This is a genomic window from Ruegeria sp. AF1, from assembly GCF_056542125.1.
Map to the genome: position 1 here is coordinate 611,227 of NZ_JBQFZG010000001.1, position 22,378 is coordinate 633,604.

A 22,378-nucleotide genomic window follows, 5' to 3' on the forward strand; every position below is an offset into this window, starting at 1 on the left:
CGAATACCATAGCGGATCACACCTTGCCGTGCATAATTGCGCCAAACACACGGGGGCCACATGACCGCACAAGAGATCATCGACCGCCTGAACCTGCAACCTCACCCCGAGGGCGGCTGGTACGCGGAAACCTGGCGCGCCGAGAACAAGGGCCGCCCGACCGGCACCTGCATCTACTTCCTGCTGCAAGCGGGGGAAAGCAGCCACTGGCACCGGGTCGACGCGACCGAGATCTGGCTCTACCACGCGGGCGCGCCACTGATCCTGTCCTTGAGCGCAACAGACAAGGGCCCGGCGGTTGACCATGTGCTGTCACCCGATTTGTCTCGGGGCGCACCGCAACTGATTGTTCCCACCGGCCATTGGCAGGCCGCGCGCAGCACCGGTGATTACACGCTGGTCAGTTGTACAGTGTCTCCCGGATTTCAATTCGATGGGTTCCAACTGGCAGAACCTGGGTTTGATATCCCTCGGGGATAGGTTGATCTGGGGATGCTCTGAAAAGGTGAGTTTACAGAAAGTTACGCATTTATCATTCTGTAAACGCAACCGCAGGTATCGGAGCATCGGGTGATTGTGAAACGCATCTTTCTGGTCCTTCTGCTTCTGTTCGCAAGTACCTGTCTTGCAAACGCTGAGCCCGCCTGTGCAGAATCCCGCCTTTCATCCGAACTGGCACTGCCCGATCTGCAGGAGGAAGTCACGACCGAACATATCGAACCTACCGGGACTGTCGAACCTGCGGTGCTGACCTCGAAACGCCCAGCGCTGCGCCCTTGCAAGTTTCGCCAGTTTGAAGTGGGTCGTCAGCGTATGCGTGACCGCGGGGCGGTCTGTGGTGACTGGACCATCTTGGGCGAAACCCGCACGTCTTTGGCTGGAAAAGCGCTGGGTTGCGGCATCGCCAACCCGGTCCGGATTTACAGAATTTCGGACATTGCGCTCAGCCAGTTCTCGCTGATGGACTGTCAGACAGCCGTCACGCTGAAAACATGGATCGAAAACGTCGCCAAACCCGCCTTTGCCGATCTCGGGGGTGGGCTAAAGGGTATGCGGGTTGTTGGCCACTATGCCTGCAAGACGCAGAACAACCAGCCCTATGCGCGCATTTCCGAACATGCGCGGGGTCGGGCCATCGATATCTCGACCTTCGTGTTGCAGGACGGAACGCAGATCACCGTTCAGGACGGGTGGAGCGACACCGATCAAAGCGTCGTGTTGCAAGAGTTGCACAGCGGAGCCTGTGGCCTGTTCGGAACTGTTCTTGGTCCTGACGCTGATCGCTATCACAAAGGGCATTTTCACTTCGACACAGCCCGTCGTAGTGGCAAGCCTGTGTGTCGATAACGCGATAGCCGATACCTGTATGCAGCCTCAACCCACCGGTTGAACGTTCACTGAACTGACCATACCGCCACCCACCAGCGCTTTCACCCCGGTTGTTCCGGGGCACGAGGTTGGCAATCCCCGCGCCACGCGCACAGCCAGATAGGCAAAGGCCTGCGCCTCGAGCATGTCGCCGTCCAGCCCCACCGCCTCGACCGGTTCGACCGGGCAGTCGAGAGATACGCGCAGCATCTCCATCAACACCGGATTGCGCCGTCCACCGCCTGTAACCAGCACGCAAGACGGCGGCTGCGGACAATGTTCCATCCCCTGCACCACACCCGCTGCGCACATCCCGGTCAGGGTTGCCACCGCGTCAGCGTCACCCAGTTCTTTCACTAGGTCGATCATCTCAGAGAAATCGTTCCGGTCTAGCGACTTGGGCGGCATACGTGCGAAGAAAGGCTCAGCCAGAAACAGCTCCAGCGCGCCCATTTCGACGGTGCCATTGCGCGCAACCGCACCATCCCGGTCCATCGGCTGCCCCAACCGGGCTTGCATGAGGTCATCGACCGGCGCGTTCGCCGGCCCCGTATCAAAGGCAAGCAGCGCCCCCGGTGCCTCGGGACCATCAAAGCTTGGGTCCACATAGGTCAGGTTGCCAACACCACCCAGGTTCAAAAAGCACAAGGGGCGGTCCGCGCCAAACCACTTGGCGCAGGCAAAGTGAAAAAACGGCGCCAACGGAGCGCCCTCGCCCCCCATAGCCACGTCATCGCTTCGGAAGTCCCAGACCACCGGGCGCCCCAGCGCCTGCGCCAACCCAAGACCATCGCCCACCTGCAATGTCCCGCGCCCGCGCGGTTCATGCGCCAAAGTCTGGCCGTGAAAGCCAATCAGGTCTATATCTTCGAACTCGGACAGCGCTTCGGCATGGGCAAAGGTCACCATCTCAGCCGCCGCGTCGACCTGTGGACCGTGCCATTGCCCCAAAGCCGCCCGCAGAATTTCGCGTTCGGCATCGGTATAGGCGCGATAGCCGCTTTTCCCGAATCCAGCGATGGAATGCCCGTCGGTTTCCACCACCGCAGCGTCCACCCCGTCCAGCGACGTACCGGACATTGCGCCCAATGCCCGAACCATTCCGTGTTTCTTGATGGTTTGGCCCACGCCTGCCTCCTGATCTGGCAATGTTTCCGCCGTGCCCGGGGTTCTGGACTTCACCTCTGGGTTGCAGCTTGGTCAAGGTGCTTTTGTTATGCCGCCTTGGCAAGCCTTCTGATTGGGGGCGTCGGTTTTTTTCCGACGTCGCGTTTCATGATCAACACCCCGGCCATCAAGTTGCGCGCGCATATCACGGCACGCGGTTTTAGAGTGAAAAGGTGGCTTTTCCTCATCCGCAGCGCCGCCTATACAGTGCCCCGCAACACAAACCCCGAGGGCACGATATGACCTACCACCCCAAATCGGATTTCATCGCCACGATGATCGAGCGCGGCTTCCTCGCCGACTGCACCGATTATCAGGGCCTTGACGACGCGCTGATCAGTGGGTGCAAGCCAGCTTATATCGGCTTTGATGCAACGGCCAAGTCGTTGCATGTGGGCAGTCTGATTCAGATCATGATGCTGCGCTGGTTCCAGAAGACCGGCCACCAGCCGATCACCCTTATGGGCGGCGGCACCACCAAGGTGGGCGATCCCTCGTTCCGCGCAGATGAACGCCCCCTGCTGGGTCCCGAACAGATCGACGAAAACATCGCGGGCATCAAGAAAGTGTTCGCGGCCTATATCGATTACGACACTGATGCCGAAAACAAGGCGCTGATGTTGAACAATGCCGAATGGCTGGATGATCTGAACTACCTCGATTTCCTGCGCGACATCGGGCGGCATTTCTCGGTCAATCGGATGCTCAGCTTTGAATCGGTGAAATCCCGGCTGGATCGCGAGCAATCGCTGTCGTTTCTCGAGTTCAACTACATGATCCTGCAAGCCTATGACTTTCTGGAGCTGAACCGCCGCTATGGCTGTGTTCTGCAAATGGGCGGTAGCGACCAGTGGGGCAACATCGTCAACGGTATCGACCTGACTCGCCGGGTGCTGGATCACGAAATCTACGGCCTGACCTCACCCCTGCTGACCACCAGCGACGGCAAGAAGATGGGCAAATCGCAGGATGGCGCGGTCTGGCTGAACGCCGAGATGCGCTCGCCCTATGAATTCTGGCAGTTCTGGCGCAACACCACCGATGCGGATGTCGGGCGGTTCCTGAAGCTCTATACCGAATTGCCCGTGGATGAATGTGACCGTCTTGGCGCGCTTGCCGGGTCCGAGATCAATGAGGCCAAAATCCGCCTCGCCAATGAGGTGACAGCCCTTCTCCACGGGGCGCAAGCTGCAGCAACGGCCGAAGCCACGGCCCGTGAAGTGTTCGAAAAAGGTGGGGTTGGAGACGATCTGCCCACCCTGACCCTCAGCGCGGACGAGCTGGGCGACGGCATGTCCATCGTCCAGATCATTGTCAAATCAGGCCTGGCCAAATCCGGCAAAGAGGCCAAGCGCCTGATTGCCGAAAACGGGGCCAAACTGGACGACGCTCCGCTGACGGATGCGGGCTTGATGATCGACGCGGGCGCATTGACGTCTCCGATCAAGCTGAGTGCAGGCAAGAAACGCCACGCATTGGTGCAACTGGGCTGACGCCCCTTTCACCTTGGAAAGCAAAACAGAAAACGGCCACCCGATTGGGTGGCCGTATCTATATTGGGGTGGACGAGACTACTGACGTCCCTTTCCGCGACCGGGCCGGTCGCTTTCGCCCTCGTCGTCATTGGCGTTGTTTCCGCGACCCGGACTGCTGCCCTCGCCGCCGTTGCCGCTGCCATTGTTACCCCTATCGCCACCTTTGCCGCCGCCGGCATTGCCTTTGCCACCGCCGGGCTCTCCACCGCCAGCACCGGGTTCTCCACCGCCATCGCCGGGTTCCCCACCGCCACCGCCGGGTTCTCCATCGCCACCGCCGGGCTCTCCACCGCCAGCACCGGGTTCTCCGCCACCGCCGCCGGGTTCTCCACCGCCACCGCCGGGTTCTTCGCCGCCGTTGTCAGGTTCTCCTCCACCACCGGGGCCGTCAGGACCAGCTGCATTCGCAAACCCTGCCCCGCCGGGTTCTGAACCGCGGCTTTCACCTCGATTCTCGGCCAGACCGGACAGGCTCGCCGTTGGCAAGTCTGTCAGCAAAGCGGCCAGACCCGGACATTGCGCCCCGGTAATGCTCAACGTTGTCTCGAAATCCGGTCTCTTCTGAAGTCTGTCCAGAAAGCTTGGGGTCACCTGAACACATTCGCAAAGCCCGGCATAGTCGCCTGCATTCGCAAGACTTCGAGCCGTTTGCCAATTACAGGTTTCCGGCGCTGCAAAAGCATTGCCGGCAACCACAACCCCAAAGACAGGCGCGGCCAGAACAGCGCCCAGTGTTAGTTTCTTACTATTTACCATATCGGAACCTCCTGACGAAAAAACACGCAATGGCTGTGATTACTTCGTTCACGAACAGGCGCGTTTTCGTGAAGCGCGGATTAAGATGCCTTAAAGATGCGTATTGACCCGGCAGCGGCTATTCCGCGCCGCCCCTTTGGGCGTTCGGGCTCAAAGATATGGACACAGCCCCTGCAAAGCAGTTATTGAACAATTGTTCATATCCTAGGGAGGAGTTCCGATGCACCTGTCCACCACAGCCGCTCTTGTCACCGGCGGCGCATCCGGTCTGGGCGAAGCCACCGCCCGTCACTTTGCCGCGCAGGGCGCACAAGTTACTATTCTAGACCGTGACGCGGACCGTGGCGCTCAAGTCGCCTCCGAAATCGGCGGGTATTTTGCGCTGACGGATGTAACAGACGAATCCTCGGTCGCAGCTGCCGTGCGCCACGGTATTGACAGGATGGGCAAGATTACCGCGACTGTGAACTGCGCCGGTATCGCTTATGGAATCAAAACGGTCGGCAAGGATGGCCCACACCCGCTGGACGCGTTCCAGCGCACGATCGACATCAATCTTGTCGGCACATTTAACGTCTCAAGGCTGGCTGCGGCCGAGATGGCAAAGAACGAACCCGAACCAGACGGGGCGCGCGGTGTGATCATCAACACTGCATCTATTGCTGCATTCGACGGCCAAAAGGGACAGGCGGCATATGCAGCATCTAAAGGCGGCGTGGTTGGCATGACCCTGCCGATGGCCCGCGACCTGGCCTCAACCGGGATTCGCGTCATGACCATTGCGCCGGGAATCTTTATGACCCCGATGCTGGCGGGCCTTCCTGAAGACGTGCAACAACAACTTGCCGCAGATGTCCCGAACCCGGCCCGCCTGGGTGACCCCAAGGAATACGGGCGACTGGCCGGTTTCATCGTTGAAATGGGCTACCTGAACGGCGAGGTCATCCGCATCGACGGCGCTCTGCGGATGCGGTAAGACAGCTCCATGTCGGAGCGCCAGAAAATGCAGTCCGGGCAGTGGTATTGCTGTCTCGATCCTGAGTTGGACGATCTGCGCGCGCAAGCACGACGGGCTGTTCACGCTCACAACACCTGTCCGCCCGATACACGCGGCGCGATGGCCCCGGAACTGCACGCGCTGCTGGGCCATGTCGGCGAGGACTGTTTTCTCGAAGCCCCTTTTCATTGCGCCTATGGAATGAACATCCATCTGGGCAGTCGGGTTTTCTTCAATGCCGGATGCGTTGTTCTGGACACGGCCCCCGTTCGGGTTGGCGACGACACGATGTTCGGCCCCAATGTTCAGATTTACTGCGCGCATCATGCCAAGGACCCTGCTGATCGGGCACAAGGGCTGGAAGTCGGCCTGCCCGTCAACATCGGCAGGCAGGTTTGGATTGGCGGCGGAGCGATCCTGTTGCCCGGCATAACCATAGGCGACTACGCCACAATCGGCGCAGGCAGCGTCGTCACCAAAGATGTCCCCGCCAGAGAAACCGTGGCAGGTAATCCAGCAAGACGTCTGGCCCTCTAAACGCTTTCAGCTTTCTCTTCGAGCGTCAGCCATTCCTCTTCAGCGGCCGAGAGTTTCTCCTGCCGCTCAACCAACGCCTCGGTCGCTTTTTGGAACTTCACCGGCTCACGCGTGAACAGCTCGGGATCGGACATCAACTCTTCCAGCTTGGCAATCTCGGCCTCTAGGCGCGCGATCTCGGCAGGCAGTTTCTCCAGCCGGTGCTTCTCCGAGAAGGACAAGCCGGATTTCGGCTTTTCTTCCTGCTTGACCTTTGGCTTTGAAAGCTTTGCTTTTTCTACACTTTTTTCGATCACATCACCGCGCTGTGCGATGTAATCCGACCAACCGCCAGCATAAACTGTCGCCTGTCCGTTACCCTCCATCGCGATGGTGGTTGTCGCCACGCGGTCCAGAAAATCCCGGTCATGGCTAACCAGCAGAACGGTGCCGTCGTAATCGTCCAAAAGCTCTTGCAGCAGGTCCAGCGTCTCGACATCCAGATCGTTGGTCGGTTCGTCCAGCACCAATAGGTTCGAGGGTTTCGCCATCAGCTTGGCCAGAAGCAATCGGGCTTTTTCCCCACCGGACAGGGACTTGACGGCTGCTCGGGCCTGCCGTTCGTCAAATAGAAATTCCTTGAGATACCCTACAACATGTTTGGGCTGCCCGCCCACCATCACCTGATCGGCCTTGCCCGACACCCGCATAGCCGGATCGCCGGTCAGACTGTCCCACAGGCTCATCTCAGGGTCTAGTTGGGCGCGGTTCTGATCGAATACCGCGATTTCAAGGTTCGTCCCCTGAGATACCGAGCCCGCGTCCGGCTCCACCTGCCCCAGCAGCATCTTCAGCAACGTTGTTTTTCCAACACCGTTCGGCCCGACAAAGGCCACCCGGTCACCGCGTTGTACCAGCAGATCAAAGTTCCGAACGATCTGAGTGGTATCAAACGCTTTGGCCAGCGCCCTGGCCTCAATCACTTTACGGCCTGATTTTGGCCCGGCCTCCAGTGCCATTGCAGCCGAACCCTGACGTTTGATCTGCGCCGCCTTTTCGGCCCGCAACGCCTGCAAGGCCCGCACCCGGCCTTGGTTACGTTTGCGTCGGGCGCTAATGCCCTCAACCGCCCATTTCGCTTCGGACTTAATCAGGCGGTTCAGCTTGTGGCGTTGCTGGTCTTCTTCCTCCCAGACCTTGTCCCGCCAGGCCTCAAAGGCTTCAAAGCCCTGCTCCTGTCGCCGAACAGCCCCCCGGTCGATCCAAAGTGTTGCCCGGGTCAGCGCCCTTAGAAAGGCCCGGTCATGCGAGATCAGCACAAAGGCCGCTCGGGTCGCGCCAAGTTCGCGTTCCAGCCACGCGATGGCTTCGATATCCAGATGGTTGGTCGGCTCGTCCAGCAACATCAGATCCGGAGCTTCTGCCATCAGCTTGGCCAGCGCAGCCCGCCGCCGCTCTCCGCCCGAAGCGGTCTCAACCGCCCGTGAAGGATCGAACTTCAACCCTTCACCGGCCCGTTCAACTTTGTAAAGTTCTCCCGGCTCCAACCCGCAGGATGCGTAATCTCCCAACGTGGCAAAGCCTTCCATCGTCGGATCTTGCTCCATATAGCCAACGGATTTCCCGGGCGGCACGACAATCTCGCCCCGATCCGCCTCGACCAGACCGGCCATCACTTTCATCAACGTGGACTTTCCGGACCCGTTTCGCCCCACCAGCGCAACACGATCACCGGGTTGAACCACCAGATCCAGTTCGGAAAACACCGGGTCACCCCCGAAAGTCAGGGAAATGCCGGACATCTGCAACAAAGGAATTCTCGCCATGTCCGCCAGCTAAACCGGCTGACACATTGCGTCAACGCCCCGTCTTCACCTTTTCAAAAATACTCAATCTACCCGGCCACCGCCCGCAACAGACGTTTGCGCGCCGGGGGGATCGCACCGATTTCCACCCCTGTGAAAACGTGCAGCGTGTTCATGTCGCGATCCACCACCGCATGATCGCTGACCCAACCGCCCATCATCAGATAGGTCCGCAACAAAGGCGGCATCCGCAGCATTGCCTTTTTAGAATCCGGTCTGCGCCGCAAACGCGCGGCAAAACGAAACACATCCGGAGCCTTCACGCGCGGCAACCAACGTTTCGGGCCCAGATGGCGATGTTTTAGCATCGCAAACGCATCCAGATACTGCTCTGTTTCGGTACCGGCAAAAGAGGAACATCCAAACAGCATCTCGACGTTGTTCCGATCAACGTAGGCCGTCATTGCACCCCAGGCGACACGCAGGATGTCGGGGTCGCTGTGATCAGGATGGATACAGAATCGTCCCATTTCGACCATCCGACCTTTGAAGCCTTCGAGCGAGGTCAGGTCATAGAACTGCGCCGAATAACTTCGCCCAATCTCGCCGCCACTATCCATGGTCAGCATCCGAAAGCAGCAGACCAGCCGTTCTGCCGAGCGCATATCCTCGACCAGGATATGGCTACAGCGTGCATCAAACTCGTCGCAGTCCGGTTGCTCTGTGCCAAAAGCCAAGGTCCGCAATGCCTGAGCTGTTCTGATATCCTCGGGCGACTGCGCCAGTCTGGCGCGATAGCGCCCCTTGCTTAACAAAACTGCCGTTGCCACGGTCGCGCCCTCCACGGTTGCCGACCCTCAGGCGTCGGTACGACACCATTAGCACAAGACATGTGACTGCCCTGTGACCACCGCAAGGTTTAGGCGCAAATTAGTTGGCGCCCGGAATGTTCGCCGGGTTGAAGTTGCCGATATTGCCTAGCAGCTGACGCAGGAAGCCTTTGTCCTGAACGTTGGAATCGGTAACGCGGCGCTCCAGAGCAATCACATTCCCGTCTTTAAGACCAAAGCGTTCGATGTTTCTGACGACACCGCGCTGATCAAAACTGATGGCAACCAGTTCGCGGGATACCACCTCGGGCCGTTTCGGACCGTAGTGACGCACGCGAGAGCGGACATAGTAATAGCCCGAATCCCGAACCACGCCGGATGCACCCGGCGCGCCGATAGCCTCTTGCACACTGTCCCGCGTGTCTACGCCTACTTTGATTTCCGCCAGTTCTTCGGCCGGTGGCACATAGCCGTGATTCTTGAAGATAGCCGTACAAGCCCCGGTCGCAGCCAGACAGGCAACAAACACAAGCGATTTCGCAGTTGGTTTCAACCGGTTCACTACCTTCAACATCTGCACCCTCTTGCCTTGGCCTTCTTCGGCTTCTATCCGATTACATAAACCGCTGCCACGGTTCAACACATAGAAAGGCTCACGAATGAGCAACACGACATCATTTCGGGTGTCTGACCTGCCGCAGAACGCCCCGACACCGTTCGATCTGCGCCCCGCAACCACCGCGCTCGAGCAGATCAGGCAAGACCTTGGGCTGCTGGGGCTGCGCAAACTCAGCTTTTCGGGCGAACTGAGGGCGCAGGGCAAACGGGACTGGGTTCTAAACGGGAAACTCGGTGCAACTGTCATCCAACCTTGCGTAGTGACGCTGGAACCGGTGACGACAAGGATCGACATACCAGTGCACCGGACTTTTCTTGCGGATTGGGCAGACCCAGATGATCCAGAGTTCGAAATCCAGGAAGATGACGAATCTGAACCTTTGGGGCCTGAAATTGATCCGGCCCTTGTCATGGTCGAGGCCCTGTCTCTGGCTTTGCCACAATATCCGCGTAAAGACGGCGCGGAACTGGGCCAAGCTGCCTACACAGAACCGGGCAAACAGGCGATGACGGATGACGATGCCAAACCCTTTGCAGGATTGGCAGGACTGCGCGATGTGCTAAAAAAAGACGAGTGACAGGTGCCAGATTTCCTGTCATAGCAGGCGGTCACAAAAATCGCTTGAACATGCCGAGAATCGCAGTATTTTCGCGCGCTCATCGGATTTTGGGTTGGACATTGCGGGGCCCGTCGCCTAAACGCGCGTCAAACCACGATAAACGAACTACGAAACCCGGGTCGGCAGCGAATCTGCGGCCCCCAGTCAGACAAAGGTTGAGACCATGGCCGTCCAACAGAACAAAGTTTCCAAGTCGCGTCGCAACAACCGCCGCGCACACGACGCTCTGGTTGCTGCAAACCCGAACGAATGCCCGAACTGCGGCGAGCTGAAACGCCCGCACCACGTTTGTGCCTCTTGCGGCCACTATGACGATCGCGAAGTCGTCGCACAGGCCGACGAAATCGATCTGGACGAAGACGCAGCCTAAGCCTGATTGAGCGCAGGCCAAGGCATGAACGATCAGCCCACGCACGCCGGACGGATCACCATCTCGGTTGACGCAATGGGAGGGGACGCAGGTCCCGCTGTCGTCGTTGCAGGTCTGGCAAAATCGGCTGGCAAGAACCCGAATATCGGGTTCCTGCTGCACGGGCCCGAACAGGTATTGCGCAAGCTGGTTGCCAAACGACGTGTCCTTGAAGGGCGCGTCGTTTTTCGTGATTGCCCCGACGTTGTCACGATGGAAGACAAGCCCAGCCAGGTCGTGCGCAACGGCAAGCAGACCTCGATGTGGTCCGCGCTGGAAGCGGTTCGTCAGGGTGAAGCCCATGGCGCGGTGTCCTGCGGGAACACCGGTGCCCTTATGGCCCTTTCGATGATGCGTCTGCGCAAATTGCCGGGCGTGAACCGCCCCGCAATCGCGATCCTGTGGCCTTCGCGCAACCCGCAGGGGTTCAATGTAATGCTGGACGTGGGTGCCGATGTGCGCGCAGACGCCAAGGATTTGCTGCAATTCGCCCTGATGGGCGCTTCTTATGCGCGCAACGGCATGGCCCTGAACCGCCCCCGGATCGGGTTGCTGAACGTTGGCACCGAAGAGCATAAGGGCCGGGCCGAACTGAAAGAAGCGCATGCCATGATTTCGGAATACGCCGAACAGGCGAATTTCGAGTTTGTTGGCTTTGTCGAAGGCAGCGACATTCCCGGCGACAAGGCAGATGTCATTGTTACAGATGGGTTTACGGGCAATGTTGCGATCAAAACGGGCGAAGGCACAGCCAGGCTGATCGGAGATCTTCTGCGTGAGGCGTTCAAATACTCTCCGTTGTCGCGATTGGCTTCGGTCCTGGCCATTACGTCACTACAGCGCCTGAAAAAGCGCATTGATCCGCGGCGTGTGAATGGTGGCGTGTTTCTGGGTCTGAACGGGACTGTTATTAAATCCCATGGCGGGGCAGATGCGACCGGAGTGTCGGCAGCGATCAAACTGGCCTTTACTCTGGCACGGTCCGGCTTTGCCGAAAAATTAGCTGCGCGGGTTGCATCCACGGCCCAGCTTGCACAAGATGCCGCGCAAGCTGCGCCGCAGACCGATAAATAACAAAAAAGGCAGTACCCCAAAAATGGCAGGCCGTTCAGTTGTAGTAGGTGTCGGGCATTATTTGCCGGAACGTATTGTTCCAAATTCCGAGTTTGAGAAAACGCTGGACACAACGGATGAGTGGATCAGAACCCGGTCGGGGATCGAACGCCGCCATTTTGCTGGCGATGACGAAACGACGTCGGACCTGGCCACCAAAGCTGCCGAGGCTGCCCTGGCCGATGCGGGCCTGACATCGGATGATATTGACGCGATCGTCGTGGCGACCTCGACCGCGGACCTGACCTTTCCTTCTGCCGCGACCATGGTTCAGGCCCGGCTGGGTATGACCAAGGGGTTTGCTTTCGACGTACAGGCCGTCTGCGCGGGATTCGTTTTCGCTCTCAGCAACGCAAATGCGTTGATCTTGTCCGGTCAGGCCAAACGCGTGCTGGTCATTGGTGCCGAAACCTTTTCCCGGATTATGGACTGGACCGACCGCTCGACCTGTGTTCTGTTCGGGGATGGTGCCGGCGCTTTGGTACTCGAAGCGCAGGATGGCGAAGGCACCGCTGCGGATCGCGGCATACTCGCAACCGATCTGAACTCGGACGGGCGCTACAAGGACCTGCTTTATGTCGATGGGGGTGTTTCGACCCAATCCACCGGGCATCTGCGCATGCAGGGCAATCAGGTTTTCCGACATGCCGTTGAAAAGCTTACCAAAACGGCTGAAACAGCCCTGAGCCGCGCGGGGCTGAGCAGTGCTGACGTCGACTGGATTGTTCCTCATCAGGCCAATATTCGCATCATTCAGGGCACGGCCAAAAAGATGGGCCTGCCGATGGAAAACGTGGTTGTGACCGTTCAGGATCACGGCAACACCTCGGCTGCATCCATCCCATTGGCACTGTCGGTTGGTAAACAACGCGGGCAGATCAAACCCGGCGACTTGATCGTGACCGAAGCAATTGGCGGCGGTCTGGCCTGGGGCGCGGTGGTTCTGCGCTGGTAACCGGCGCAATCCAGCTTACACAGCTGCTTGCAATTCATTGATATTGACAGCGAATTTGCCATACCCATATGCTTTGACAGCAACAGGGGAAATGACATGGGCGACAATACACTGACTCGAATGGATCTGAGCGAGGCCGTCTTTCGCGAAGTTGGGCTTTCGCGCAACGAAAGTGCGCAGCTGGTCGAAAGCGTTCTGAACCACATGTCCGACGCTCTGGTGCGTGGCGAGCAGGTGAAAATCTCGTCCTTCGGTACGTTCAGTGTTCGCGACAAGACCGCGCGAGTCGGACGCAACCCCAAAACCGGCGAAGAGGTTCCGATACAGCCCCGCCGCGTACTGACCTTTCGCCCGTCGCATCTTATGAAAGATCGCGTCGCCGTCGGGAATCGCAAGTAACCCCAGGGTCACGCGGATATGAGCAAATCCCGCGACGCGTTTCGCACGATCAGTGAAGTAGCGGATTGGCTTGGTGTTCAGGCCCATGTTTTGCGTTTCTGGGAAAGCCGCTTCACTCAGGTCAAACCGGTCAAACGCGCGGGCGGGCGTCGGTATTACCGCCCCAATGACATGCGTCTTCTGGGCGGCATCAAGAAACTGCTTCACGAGGACGGGATCACAATCAAAGGTGTGCAGCGCATCCTGCGCGAGCAAGGCGTCGCACATGTCGCAGCACTGTCTCCGCCTCTAAACGAACCGGGCCCTGCCCTGATTGAACCCGTTCAGGGCAAAGTGGTGCCGTTCGAACCGAAACCCGCTGCCGCCACCGAACAAATCCTTATGGATCTGGACGAACCGGCCGAGCAGTCGGTGAAGGAAGGCGTGCAGGCTGACGCACTTCCCGCGTCTGTGTCAGAACAAGAGCCAGAGCCAGACCTGAACACTGCGCCCCTGATGGGTGGGATCGCGTCGCTGGCGTGGAAGCGCGCCGAGTTTGACGACGAACTACTGCGCCGGATTGCACCAATTGCAAAAGACCTGCGCCGCTGGCTGGATCGTGTTGAAACACAGGCGACGGGTTAGGAAAAAAGGCAGTGTTTTCCTCTTGCCCCTGCCGGGAAAATCTTTATGAACGGCCCAACGTCGGGCTATGGCGCAGCCTGGTAGCGCGTCCGTCTGGGGGACGGAAGGTCGCAGGTTCGAGTCCTGCTAGCCCGACCAAATCACACCGACGTTTATGGCACAAAGGCCAGATCCCGCTCTGGCACATGAGGGGATCGAGATGACAGGTGTTTGCGCGAACCAGCAAATCGAAGCAATGATCGCGCGCGGAGAGATTGCCGCCAACCCCGATGTCCTGCCAGCGCAAATTCAGCCAGCCAGCCTTGATTTGCGTTTGGGAACAGTGGCCTACCGGGTGCGCGCCTCGTTCCTCGCGGGCGAAGGACGGACCGTTACGGATCGGTTGGCCGAGTTCGAAATGCACCGCATCGACATCTCGGACGGCGCTGTTCTGGAAAAGGGCTGCGTCTATCTGGTGCCCCTGATGGAATCACTTGCCCTACCCAGTGGCGTAACCGCCGTCGCCAATGCCAAAAGCTCGACCGGGCGGCTTGACCTTCTGACCCGTACCATCACCGATGGTGGCACAGAATTCGATCGCGTTCCTGCGGGCTATAAGGGCCCGCTGTATGCCGAGATCTGTCCACGTTCGTTTTCGGTTCTGGTCCGGCCCGGTATGCGTCTGAACCAGATTCGTTTCCGTCAGGGTCAGGCTGTCTTGTCTGACGCCGAACTGACCGCCCTGCACGCCGAATCGCCGTTGGTAGACGGCCCTGCTGTGATTCAGGACGGTCTTGGCTTTTCGGTCGATCTGCAACTGCCCGATACCGATCTGGTCGGTTATCGCGCCAAGCCCCATACCGGGGTAATCGATCTGGACCGAATTGGCGAATACGACCCCCAGGACTATTGGGAGGAAGTGCGCACCAAGGACGGCCGCATCATACTTGACCCCGGCGCATTCTATATCCTTGTCAGCCGCGAGGCGGTACACATCCCGCCGATGTATGCCGCCGAAATGGCACCTTATCTGGCCATGGTTGGTGAATTCCGGGTGCATTATGCCGGATTCTTCGATCCCGGCTTTGGCCATGCAGCCGCCGGGGGGGCCGGGTCGCGAGGCGTGCTTGAGGTGCGATGCCACGAAGCGCCTTTCGTGCTGGAGCACGGACAGGTGGTCGGGCGCCTTGTCTATGAGAAAATGGCTGAAATGCCCACGCAGCTATATGGTGCCGGGATTGCATCGAACTATCAGGGCCAAGGCCTGAAGCTGTCCAAGCACTTCAAAGCGGCCGGCTAATCCTCAGAATTTCTTGCAACGGTGCACGTGCCGGATAACCCACGTTGCCTGTCGCAGGTTCCGCGCCTGACCCGTAGTGACCTGTCCGGGTTATTATTCCTCAAACAATTCCGACTGGTCCTCGTCCACTTCGTCCTCGCGCCCCTCGCCCAGAGGGATAGCCCCCGGTGGAGGCCGGTTTTCCAACAGACCCGCAGCCCTCAATTCCTTGAGACCCGGCAGGTCGCGGGCGTTCTCCAGACCAAAATGATCCAGAAATTCGGACGTCACCACAAATGTCACCGGACGACCCGGTGTCATGCGACGACGGCCCAGCCTGATCCACTCCATCTCTAGCAATTGATCAATCGTCCCGCGAGAGACTGACACGCCGCGAATTTCCTCAATCTCGGCGCGGGTGCAGGGTTGGTGATAGGCAACGATGGCCAATGTCTCGATCGCGGCCCGGCTGAGTTTACGAGTTTCAACCGTTTCCTTTTGCATCAGAAAGCCCAGATCAGGGGCCGTACGGATCGCCCATGCCTCTCCAACACGCACCACGCGCACGCCGCGCCCTTCGTAACGTCTCTGAAGCAACTCAACGGCTTGTGCGGCGTCGCTTCCATGCGGCATCCGCGCCTCAAGGTCGGCAATCGTCACCGGATCGGCGCTGGCAAACAAAACGGCCTCGACCATACGCTCCTGTTCCGCCAATGGTGGCGCCTCGAACAGGGTGCCGGTTTCTTCTGGGGCGTCAGTCACGTGTCTGGGTCCTCTTGCGCAAATGGATCGGCGCGAATGTCTCGCTCTGCTTGATCTCCATATGTCCTTCTTTCACCAGTTCCAGCGAGGCCGCAAAGGTCGCAGCCGTCGCCGACCTGCGGCGCACCGGGTCAGTATCCCAACCATCGGGCAGATAGGTTTCCATATCGGTCCACGTCCCCGCAAAACCGATCAGCGGGCGCATCCGCTCCAGTGCCTGCTCCATCGTGAACACCGAGTCGCGGTCCATCACAAAGGGGCGGAACTCGTCACGGGTGCGAATACGGGCATATCCCTGCATCAGATCCAGCAGCGTGGCGGAATAGGTTACGGTGCGGATGCGGGTTACGTCCTCGCCCTGCCCGCGCTTGAAAAAATCACGACCCAGTTGGTCGCGGGCCATCAGCCGCGCAGCGACGTCGCGCATTGCCTGCAGGCGTTCAAGTTGAAACGCCAGATGCGCGGCCAGTTCTTCACCCGATGGCCCATCGTCATCCGGATCTGGCGGAAGCAACAGACGGGACTTGAGAAAGGCGAGCCACGCCGCCATGACCAGATAATCGGCGGCCAGTTCAATGCGCAGCGCACGCGCCTTTTCAACAAAGGCCAGATATTGCTGCGCCAGCGCAAGAACCGAGATCTTGCGCAGGTCCACTTTTTGCGTGCGTGATAGGGTCAGCAGAACGTCCAACGGGCCTTCGAACCCGTCGACATCAACAATCAGCGCTTCGGCCGCAAGACGATCCGCGACCGAGACAGGGTCTTCGCTAAAAAGATTATCGTTCATATACCTGCCCGCCCATTAGGGCAGATAGTTCCGCTTCGGCGGCTTGGATGTCAAGTTCCCGCGGGCGTTTGCGCATCGCCAGCGCCCGTTCTGCGCGGGCTTGTGCCACATCCGACATTTCTCCGGCAGTTTCCATTACAGCGGAACGTTCAGAAAAACTGCCATTGCAATGCAGGACTACATCGCAGCCCGCCTGCAAAGATTGGCGGGAGAGGTCCGTCAACGCCCCGCTGAGCGCCTTCATCGAGATATCGTCGGTCATGATCAGGCCGCCAAAGCCGATATTGTCTCGGATCAGACCCATCATGGCCGCGGAAATGGTGGCCGGCCGGGGATCTATCTGATCAAAGACCAGATGCGCGGTCATCCCCATCGGCAGGTCGTTCAAGGCACGGAACGGCGCGAAATCGCTGTATTCCAACTCTTCCAGCGGCAAATCAACGTGCGGCAGGTCATGGTGACTGTCCAGAGTGGCACGGCCATGGCCGGGAATGTGCTTTAGAACCGGAAGAACGCCCCCGTCCAATAGGCCCTGCGCCACGGCCCTGCCGATCCTGGAAATCTGCTCAGGATCAAAGGCATAACAGCGGTTTTTCAGAAACGCGTGGGTCTCGGGACGCGCCACATCGACCATAGGGGCACAATTGCTGTCGATGCCCAGACCAAACAGCTCATCCGCAATCAGGCGGTACCTGAGGTACATGGCGCGTTCCGCTTGGTCACCCGCCCTGGTCACATGATCCAGCGGGGGCAGCCATTCGCGGGCCAAGGGTGCGCGCAAACGCTGTACGCGCCCACCTTCCTGATCAATGGTAATGGGGCAGTTGCGCCCAACAGCCTCTCGGAAATCATCACACAAGGCGCGCACCTGATCGGCGCTTTCAATATTGCGGGCGAACAGAATGAACCCAAACGGGTTCATCTGGCGAAACAGATCTCTTTCCTCCTGCGTCAGGCGCAGTCCTTCAGCATCTGTGATCGCTGCTCCGAACTTCACCTCACGGCCACCGGGATACAGTCAGCGCCTTGCGCGACCAGAGCGGCGCAGAATTGGCGCGAGTCGCTCAGATCTTCAAACCCCAGAACACGCAGGCGGTAGAAGGCCCGCCCACCGCTTGAGGTTTTCTGAATAACGCGCTGTTTTCCCGACATATACTCACCAAACTGACCATTCAAACGGTCCCACTCGGCCTGTGCCACTTGCGTGCTGTCATAAGCCCCAAGCTGCGCCAGTCGGGTCCCCTTGGCCAGTGTATCCGGATCAACATCCACCCCAACCGCAGCTTTCACCGCTGCATTAATGGCGTCTTCGGAATTCTCGCTGGGTGCGACCTGACTGCGGGTCGACCGTGCCGGACGCGTCACAGGGCGCAACGATCGGCGCACACCCGGCAACTCTGCGAAACTTGGGTCTGGCAAAGCCGCAGCAAAATCTGCCGGGTCAATGGCGGGTTCTTCGTCGGGGGTGGTCAGCGATGCCAGTTGCACACCATCTTCGAATTCTTGCTGCGTTTCTGCTGCCGCACCCGCCAATTCCGCGACCAGCGCATCTACTGCGTTCTGGCGCAGGCGCGCGGCTTCCTGCGTGGTGATCGGTTCTTCGACCACATGCAGCGCAGGGGTCGGCTTCAGTTCTCCGGCGGGCAGGTCTTCTTCCGTAAGGGACACCGGGCGCGGCGCAAGGATCAACCGGTCAGCCGGTGCCGCGGCACTGCCTTCGGCGGCGACGGCATTCACGGCAAAGCCCTGATGATCGGCGGGTGTTCCACCCGGATTTTCCGGTTGCACACGCATCGGCCCTTCGGCGGCGCGGACAACCGGCACGCCACTGACATCGCGCATGATCAGTTGATAGCCCCAGACCCCGACACCGGCGACCAGCGCCAAGGATGCAACGGCCCCCAGGAAATTGACTGCCCTGCCCAGACCAAACGAGCCTCGCGGCGCGTCATCTTCCTGCGTGTCTTCGGGAAAATCATACACATCTTCAGAATGCGCTTGATTCGGGTAATTAATCTGCCCGGGGCTTTGATGCCCCGAGTAATCGTAACTCGCCATGTCCGCCTCACTGCCCGTTTCACGCCTGAAAATAAGGCCCGCGGGTCATTTCTTGCCTACCTCGTACCGGCGGTTCGGGCGATATTTGTTACCGCATCTCCTGCGCCGGAGTAACGCCAAGAATACCCAAGCCCGCTGAAATCACAACAGAAACGGCCCGGGCCAAAGCGATTTTTGACTGGCTTGTGGCAACATCGCCATCCTGGATGAAACGCAATTGCGTCTCGTCATTACCCTTGTTCCACAACGCATGAAAGTCGCCTGCAAGTTCATAAAGGTAAAATGCGACCCGGTGCGGTTCATTGGTCCGCGCCGCAATCTCGACCAGCCGCGGCCATTCTGCCAGCTTCTTGGCAACAACCAGTTCCGAGGCATGATCGTTTTTGCTCAGGTCGGCGCCTGCAAGGGTCGCATCATCAACCGCAATTCCAGCCTCGGCCGCGCGGCGCAGCACGCTCATGACACGGGCATGTGCGTATTGAACGTAGAATACAGGGTTCTCGCGACTTTGTTCCAGAACCTTGTCAAAATCGAAATCCAACGGCGCGTCGTTCTTGCGGGTCAGCATAACAAACCGCGTCACGTCCGGGCCCACCTGATCGACCACATCGCGCAGAGTGACAAAGTTCCCTGCACGCTTGGACATCTTGAACGGCTCGCCATTCTTCCACAGCTTCACCAGCTGCGTCAGCTTGATATCTAGCGGCACCTCACCGTCGGACAGTGCCGAAACAGCCGCCTTCATCCGCTTGACATACCCGCCATGGTCCGCGCCAAACACGTCGATCAGCGCGTCAAAACCACGGGACACCTTGTCATAGTGATAGGCAATATCCGGGGCAAAATAGGTCCAGCTGCCATCTGATTTCTTGACAGGGCGATCCACATCATCGCCATGTTCGGTCGATTTGAACAGCGTCTGTTCGCGTGGCTCCCAATCTTCGGGCTTTTTGCCCTTCGGCGGCTCGAGCACGCCTTCGTAAATCAGACCCTTGTCAGTCAGCGATTGCAATGCGGCCTCGATCCGACCGGTGCCATAGAGCGATTTTTCCGAGAAGAACACATCCATCTCAACGCCCAGCGCTTTTAAGTCAGCACGGATCAGATCCATCATCGCGTCGGTCGAGAACTCACGTACCTCTTCCAGCCAGTCACTTTCCGGCTTGTCGATCAGGCTGTCGCCGTATTTCTCTTTCAACGCTTCCCCAATTGGGATCAGGTAGTCGCCGGGATAAAGACCTTCGGCAATCTCCGGGCTCAGACCATTGGCCTCGCGATAGCGTTCGTAAGCCGAGCGCGCCAGCACATCCACCTGCGCGCCGCCGTCGTTGATGTAATACTCACGGGTCACGTCATGGCCGGAATAGGCCAGCAGGCTTGCCAGAGCGTCACCGAAAACCGCGCCCCGTGTATGACCCACGTGCAGCGGACCGGTTGGGTTGGCCGAAACATATTCAACGTTGACCTTTTGCCCATGGCCCATAGTCGAGCGGCCATAATCGGTGCCCTTCTCCAGCACAGCCGCCAGCACGCCTTGCCAGACCGACGGTGCCAGCCGCAAATTGAGAAAGCCCGGACCTGCCACATCGGCGCTGGTGATCCGGTCATCTGCCGCCAGCTTCCCCGCCAATACCTCGGCAATGTCACGCGGTTTCATCCTGGCCGGTTTTGCCAGCACCATCGCCGCGTTTGTCGCCATGTCGCCATGCGCTGCATCGCGCGGCGGTTCGACCGCCACGTTGTCAAAACTCAGCCCCTCGGGCAACGCGCCTTCGGACTGCATCTGCGCCAGCGCGTCCAGTACAAGGCCGCGGATCTCGGAAAACAGGTTCATTTCGGATGTCCTTTTGCTTGCCCGGCGGTTTACCACGCATCACGGCAAGGTCAATGGACGCCTAATGTTTGGACTTGGTTTGCGCCCAATGTCTGCCAATCTCGCCCGGATATCCACTGTCAGAGATTTCAAATACCCTGGGCGCTGTCTGTCGTACGGCTTCTGATCATCGCTTCCCGCCTGCGCAAGGCACCAATCAACCCACAAAAAAGGTCGCAAACATGGACCATTATCCGTGTCATTGCGGCCCAGTCAGCCAGTCAGCCGCGCGTGATCCTGCAAGGCAAAACGGTCGGTCATACCTGCGATATAGTCCGATACGATCCGGGCCAAAGCTGTCTCATCCGCCGCAGCTTCAATATCCTCGTGCCAACGTGCGGGCATCTGTTTCGGGTCGTTCAGGTAGATCGGGAACAGGTCTTCGACAACCGTTGCAACCTTGGCCCGTACCTTCATGACGCTGGGTGCGCGATACATCCGGGTGAACAGGAACGCCCTGATTTGTTTCAGATCCGCCCAAGTCCCGGTCGAGAATTGGATGACAGGATGCCCAAGATGGCGAATCTCTTCGACCGATTGCGCGCCCGAGGCTGCAATCAAGTCTCGTGACGTTGTGATGACATCTGCCACCATGACCCCAAATACCCGCCGCAGTGCTTCATGACGTCGTCGATACGGATCAAGACCGGGGTATTTAGCATCCACATCCGCGTAGCATCCCCCCACGATCGGAAGGTGACGCAGATCATCATCTTCAAACAACCCCGCGCGCAACCCATCCAGAAGGTCGTGATTGTTGTAAGCAATGTCATCAGACAAAGCCGCCACCTGCGCCTCGGCACTTGCATGGGTATGAAGTTCAAGATCAAAGCCCTGGTTGCATTCAGCCAGCGCCCACGGCAGATCGCCAACAACTGGACCGTTATGCTTGGCGATACCCTCCAGACATTCCCAGGTCAGGTTGCATCCGTCAAACCCGGCATAATGCCGCTCCAGCTTCGTTACGATCCGAATGGCCTGGGCATTGTGATCAAACCCCCCGTAAGGCACCATCAGCGCGTGGAGGGCGTCTTCACCCGTATGACCAAAGGGTGTATGACCCAGGTCGTGCGCCAGGGCTACAGCCTCGGTGAGTTCAGGATTCAGGCCCAACGCCCCTGAAATGGTTCGCGCGACCTGAGCAACTTCGATGGAATGGGTCAGCCGTGTTCGATAACTGTCACCTTCATGCTCGACAAAGACTTGCGTCTTGTGTTTGAGCCGCCGAAACGCACTGGCGTGAATGATCCGGTCGCGATCACGCTGAAAGCATGACCGGAAGCTGCTTTCTTCCTCTGGCACCAGCCGCCCCCTTGCACGGTCTGGGTCCGAAGCAAATCCCGCTCTGTCCAAAGGCCTTGTCCTTGTCGCCTGTCTTTTTGTTTCATATATTGTAGGACGCTTGGGAAATAAACCTTTGGAGACCGGCATGAATCTGCCCCCATCAGTCACCGAACGCGCCTTTGACCGCCTCGCCGAGATCGGCGCCGCGGAACAGGGGCAAGCCCTGCGTGTCGCAGTGGAGGGTGGTGGATGTTCCGGTTTTCAATATGAAATCGCTCTGGACACGCCAAACACCGATGACCTCATCCTTGAAGGCAAGGGGCAGAAAGTCATCGTCGACCCGGTCTCTCTGCCCTTTCTTGAAAACGCGGTGATTGATTTCACTCAGGAGCTTATTGGTGCAAGGTTTGTGATCGACAACCCCAACGCCACCTCTTCCTGTGGCTGCGGCACGTCGTTTTCGATGTAACCGGCGGGGGCTTTGCCCCCACACCCCCAGGATATTTTCAGCCAGATGAAGCAGGGATCCGCTCTCTGACCAAAACGACCAGAGAGCTTCACCTGGCGCGGTCATCGGCGTCCCCGCCTGTACCGCCCCTTCTAGTATCGAAAAAACGGTTAAGGGTTCGTTTCTTCATCTGGCT

General features: G+C 58.9%; 24 protein-coding genes and 1 tRNA gene. 14 read left to right on the top strand and 11 right to left on the bottom strand.

Annotation, left to right across the window (positions count from 1 at the left end):
- Positions 1-60: 60 nt before the first annotated feature.
- The gene (locus ACR0BK_RS02995; RefSeq protein WP_480485391.1) at positions 61-480 is read left to right on the top strand and encodes a cupin domain-containing protein; all 420 of its coding nucleotides are present in this window, start codon (positions 61-63) and stop codon (positions 478-480) included.
- A gap of 90 nt (positions 481-570) precedes the next feature.
- A complete protein-coding gene (locus tag ACR0BK_RS03000) occupies positions 571-1,347 on the top strand; it encodes an extensin-like domain-containing protein (RefSeq protein ID WP_480517349.1) in 777 nt (258 codons plus the stop codon).
- Between the two features lie 27 nt (positions 1,348-1,374).
- On the opposite strand, the gene ACR0BK_RS03005 is transcribed toward ACR0BK_RS03000, so the two are convergent.
- Entirely contained in the window at positions 1,375-2,469 is a 1,095-nt protein-coding gene (locus ACR0BK_RS03005; protein ID WP_480553889.1) for an anhydro-N-acetylmuramic acid kinase, read from the bottom strand.
- Positions 2,470-2,774: 305 nt separating this feature from the next.
- Between ACR0BK_RS03005 and tyrS the strand changes: the two genes are divergently transcribed.
- On the top strand, positions 2,775-4,028 hold the full coding sequence (gene tyrS / locus ACR0BK_RS03010) for a tyrosine--tRNA ligase (protein ID WP_480473227.1): 1,254 nt from the start codon (positions 2,775-2,777) through the stop codon (positions 4,026-4,028).
- A gap of 78 nt (positions 4,029-4,106) precedes the next feature.
- On the opposite strand, the gene ACR0BK_RS03015 is transcribed toward tyrS, so the two are convergent.
- Positions 4,107-4,826, bottom strand: coding sequence for a hypothetical protein (locus ACR0BK_RS03015; RefSeq protein ID WP_480553727.1), 720 nt, complete (start codon positions 4,824-4,826; stop codon positions 4,107-4,109).
- A 220-nt stretch (positions 4,827-5,046) separates the two neighbouring features.
- On the opposite strand from ACR0BK_RS03015, the gene ACR0BK_RS03020 reads away from it, so the two are divergent.
- Positions 5,047-5,802: a 3-hydroxyacyl-CoA dehydrogenase gene (locus ACR0BK_RS03020; protein WP_480553728.1), complete on the top strand. Its 756-nt coding sequence runs from the start codon at positions 5,047-5,049 to the stop codon at positions 5,800-5,802.
- Positions 5,803-5,811: 9 nt separating this feature from the next.
- Positions 5,812-6,360 (top strand): sugar O-acetyltransferase, encoded by a 549-nt coding sequence (locus ACR0BK_RS03025; RefSeq protein ID WP_480553729.1) that lies wholly within the window; start codon positions 5,812-5,814, stop codon positions 6,358-6,360.
- On the opposite strand, the gene ACR0BK_RS03030 is transcribed toward ACR0BK_RS03025, so the two are convergent.
- From ACR0BK_RS03030 to ACR0BK_RS03040, 3 genes are all read right to left on the bottom strand, one after another.
- Entirely contained in the window at positions 6,357-8,165 is a 1,809-nt protein-coding gene (locus ACR0BK_RS03030) for an ABC-F family ATP-binding cassette domain-containing protein (RefSeq protein ID WP_480553730.1), read from the bottom strand. The genes ACR0BK_RS03025 and ACR0BK_RS03030 overlap by 4 nt on opposite strands.
- A 68-nt stretch (positions 8,166-8,233) precedes the next feature.
- Entirely contained in the window at positions 8,234-8,974 is a 741-nt protein-coding gene (locus ACR0BK_RS03035; RefSeq protein ID WP_480473237.1) for a GNAT family N-acetyltransferase, read from the bottom strand.
- 100 nt (positions 8,975-9,074) lie between these two features.
- Entirely contained in the window at positions 9,075-9,548 is a 474-nt protein-coding gene (locus ACR0BK_RS03040; protein ID WP_480553731.1) for an outer membrane protein assembly factor BamE, read from the bottom strand.
- Between the two features lie 85 nt (positions 9,549-9,633).
- Between ACR0BK_RS03040 and ACR0BK_RS03045 the strand changes: the two genes are divergently transcribed.
- The 8 genes from ACR0BK_RS03045 (at position 9,634) to ACR0BK_RS03080 (ending at position 14,991) form a co-directional block, all read left to right on the top strand.
- Positions 9,634-10,170 (top strand): YceD family protein, encoded by a 537-nt coding sequence (locus ACR0BK_RS03045; protein ID WP_480517364.1) that lies wholly within the window; start codon positions 9,634-9,636, stop codon positions 10,168-10,170.
- Positions 10,171-10,375: 205 nt separating this feature from the next.
- Positions 10,376-10,582, top strand: a complete 207-nt coding sequence (gene rpmF / locus ACR0BK_RS03050; RefSeq protein WP_008756996.1) for a 50S ribosomal protein L32 — start codon at positions 10,376-10,378, stop codon at positions 10,580-10,582.
- A gap of 24 nt (positions 10,583-10,606) precedes the next feature.
- Positions 10,607-11,695, top strand: coding sequence for a phosphate acyltransferase PlsX (gene plsX, locus ACR0BK_RS03055; protein ID WP_480473243.1), 1,089 nt, complete (start codon positions 10,607-10,609; stop codon positions 11,693-11,695).
- Between the two features lie 22 nt (positions 11,696-11,717).
- Positions 11,718-12,689, top strand: a complete 972-nt coding sequence (locus tag ACR0BK_RS03060) for a beta-ketoacyl-ACP synthase III (protein WP_480553732.1) — start codon at positions 11,718-11,720, stop codon at positions 12,687-12,689.
- Positions 12,690-12,785: 96 nt separating this feature from the next.
- Positions 12,786-13,088, top strand: coding sequence for an integration host factor subunit alpha (gene ihfA / locus ACR0BK_RS03065; RefSeq protein ID WP_209503673.1), 303 nt, complete (start codon positions 12,786-12,788; stop codon positions 13,086-13,088).
- A gap of 18 nt (positions 13,089-13,106) precedes the next feature.
- Positions 13,107-13,712, top strand: coding sequence for a MerR family transcriptional regulator (locus tag ACR0BK_RS03070; RefSeq protein ID WP_480553733.1), 606 nt, complete (start codon positions 13,107-13,109; stop codon positions 13,710-13,712).
- Positions 13,713-13,773: 61 nt separating this feature from the next.
- A tRNA-Pro gene (locus tag ACR0BK_RS03075) sits at positions 13,774-13,850 on the top strand.
- Between the two features lie 61 nt (positions 13,851-13,911).
- Positions 13,912-14,991 carry a 2'-deoxycytidine 5'-triphosphate deaminase gene (locus tag ACR0BK_RS03080; protein WP_480553890.1) on the top strand — a complete coding sequence of 360 codons (1,080 nt, stop codon included), beginning with the start codon at positions 13,912-13,914 and terminating at the stop codon, positions 14,989-14,991.
- A 93-nt stretch (positions 14,992-15,084) separates the two neighbouring features.
- Here ACR0BK_RS03080 and scpB read toward each other — a convergent pair whose 3' ends face one another.
- The 6 genes from scpB to ACR0BK_RS03110 all read right to left on the bottom strand — a co-directional run bounded on the left by scpB (position 15,085) and on the right by ACR0BK_RS03110 (position 21,803).
- A complete protein-coding gene (gene scpB, locus ACR0BK_RS03085) occupies positions 15,085-15,732 on the bottom strand; it encodes an SMC-Scp complex subunit ScpB (RefSeq protein ID WP_267363960.1) in 648 nt (215 codons plus the stop codon).
- Positions 15,725-16,519 (bottom strand): segregation and condensation protein A, encoded by a 795-nt coding sequence (locus tag ACR0BK_RS03090; protein WP_480517368.1) that lies wholly within the window; start codon positions 16,517-16,519, stop codon positions 15,725-15,727. Before ACR0BK_RS03090 ends, scpB begins: the two co-directional genes overlap by 8 nt.
- Entirely contained in the window at positions 16,509-17,516 is a 1,008-nt protein-coding gene (gene nagZ / locus ACR0BK_RS03095) for a beta-N-acetylhexosaminidase (protein ID WP_480553734.1), read from the bottom strand. The genes ACR0BK_RS03090 and nagZ overlap by 11 nt, the downstream gene beginning before the upstream one ends.
- Positions 17,513-18,577 carry an SPOR domain-containing protein gene (locus ACR0BK_RS03100; RefSeq protein ID WP_480553735.1) on the bottom strand — a complete coding sequence of 355 codons (1,065 nt, stop codon included), beginning with the start codon at positions 18,575-18,577 and terminating at the stop codon, positions 17,513-17,515. Before ACR0BK_RS03100 ends, nagZ begins: the two co-directional genes overlap by 4 nt.
- A gap of 88 nt (positions 18,578-18,665) precedes the next feature.
- A complete protein-coding gene (gene argS, locus ACR0BK_RS03105; RefSeq protein ID WP_480517374.1) occupies positions 18,666-20,411 on the bottom strand; it encodes an arginine--tRNA ligase in 1,746 nt (581 codons plus the stop codon).
- A 252-nt stretch (positions 20,412-20,663) separates the two neighbouring features.
- Positions 20,664-21,803, bottom strand: coding sequence for a deoxyguanosinetriphosphate triphosphohydrolase (locus tag ACR0BK_RS03110; protein ID WP_480553736.1), 1,140 nt, complete (start codon positions 21,801-21,803; stop codon positions 20,664-20,666).
- 76 nt (positions 21,804-21,879) lie between these two features.
- Here ACR0BK_RS03110 and ACR0BK_RS03115 point away from each other — a divergent pair, with 76 nt between their 5' ends.
- Entirely contained in the window at positions 21,880-22,203 is a 324-nt protein-coding gene (locus ACR0BK_RS03115; RefSeq protein WP_267363969.1) for a HesB/IscA family protein, read from the top strand.
- Positions 22,204-22,378: the final 175 nt, after the last annotated feature.

Excerpts from the sequence above, each read along its gene's own strand:
- ACR0BK_RS02995 (WP_480485391.1), top strand. The coding sequence starts at position 61 with ATGACCGCACAAGAGATCATCGACCGCCTGAACCTGCAACCTCACCCC.
- ACR0BK_RS03005 (WP_480553889.1), bottom strand. The coding sequence starts at position 2,469 with ATGGTTCGGGCATTGGGCGCAATGTCCGGTACGTCGCTGGACGGGGTG.
- tyrS (WP_480473227.1), top strand. The coding sequence starts at position 2,775 with ATGACCTACCACCCCAAATCGGATTTCATCGCCACGATGATCGAGCGC.
- ACR0BK_RS03015 (WP_480553727.1), bottom strand. The coding sequence starts at position 4,826 with ATGGTAAATAGTAAGAAACTAACACTGGGCGCTGTTCTGGCCGCGCCT.
- ACR0BK_RS03020 (WP_480553728.1), top strand. The coding sequence starts at position 5,047 with ATGCACCTGTCCACCACAGCCGCTCTTGTCACCGGCGGCGCATCCGGT.
- ACR0BK_RS03025 (WP_480553729.1), top strand. The coding sequence starts at position 5,812 with ATGTCGGAGCGCCAGAAAATGCAGTCCGGGCAGTGGTATTGCTGTCTC.
- ACR0BK_RS03030 (WP_480553730.1), bottom strand. The coding sequence starts at position 8,165 with ATGGCGAGAATTCCTTTGTTGCAGATGTCCGGCATTTCCCTGACTTTC.
- ACR0BK_RS03040 (WP_480553731.1), bottom strand. The coding sequence starts at position 9,548 with ATGTTGAAGGTAGTGAACCGGTTGAAACCAACTGCGAAATCGCTTGTG.
- ACR0BK_RS03045 (WP_480517364.1), top strand. The coding sequence starts at position 9,634 with ATGAGCAACACGACATCATTTCGGGTGTCTGACCTGCCGCAGAACGCC.
- rpmF (WP_008756996.1), top strand. The coding sequence starts at position 10,376 with ATGGCCGTCCAACAGAACAAAGTTTCCAAGTCGCGTCGCAACAACCGC.
- plsX (WP_480473243.1), top strand. The coding sequence starts at position 10,607 with ATGAACGATCAGCCCACGCACGCCGGACGGATCACCATCTCGGTTGAC.
- ACR0BK_RS03060 (WP_480553732.1), top strand. The coding sequence starts at position 11,718 with ATGGCAGGCCGTTCAGTTGTAGTAGGTGTCGGGCATTATTTGCCGGAA.
- ihfA (WP_209503673.1), top strand. The coding sequence starts at position 12,786 with ATGGGCGACAATACACTGACTCGAATGGATCTGAGCGAGGCCGTCTTT.
- ACR0BK_RS03070 (WP_480553733.1), top strand. The coding sequence starts at position 13,107 with ATGAGCAAATCCCGCGACGCGTTTCGCACGATCAGTGAAGTAGCGGAT.
- ACR0BK_RS03080 (WP_480553890.1), top strand. The coding sequence starts at position 13,912 with ATGACAGGTGTTTGCGCGAACCAGCAAATCGAAGCAATGATCGCGCGC.
- ACR0BK_RS03090 (WP_480517368.1), bottom strand. The coding sequence starts at position 16,519 with ATGAACGATAATCTTTTTAGCGAAGACCCTGTCTCGGTCGCGGATCGT.
- ACR0BK_RS03100 (WP_480553735.1), bottom strand. The coding sequence starts at position 18,577 with ATGGCGAGTTACGATTACTCGGGGCATCAAAGCCCCGGGCAGATTAAT.
- argS (WP_480517374.1), bottom strand. The coding sequence starts at position 20,411 with ATGAACCTGTTTTCCGAGATCCGCGGCCTTGTACTGGACGCGCTGGCG.
- ACR0BK_RS03115 (WP_267363969.1), top strand. The coding sequence starts at position 21,880 with ATGAATCTGCCCCCATCAGTCACCGAACGCGCCTTTGACCGCCTCGCC.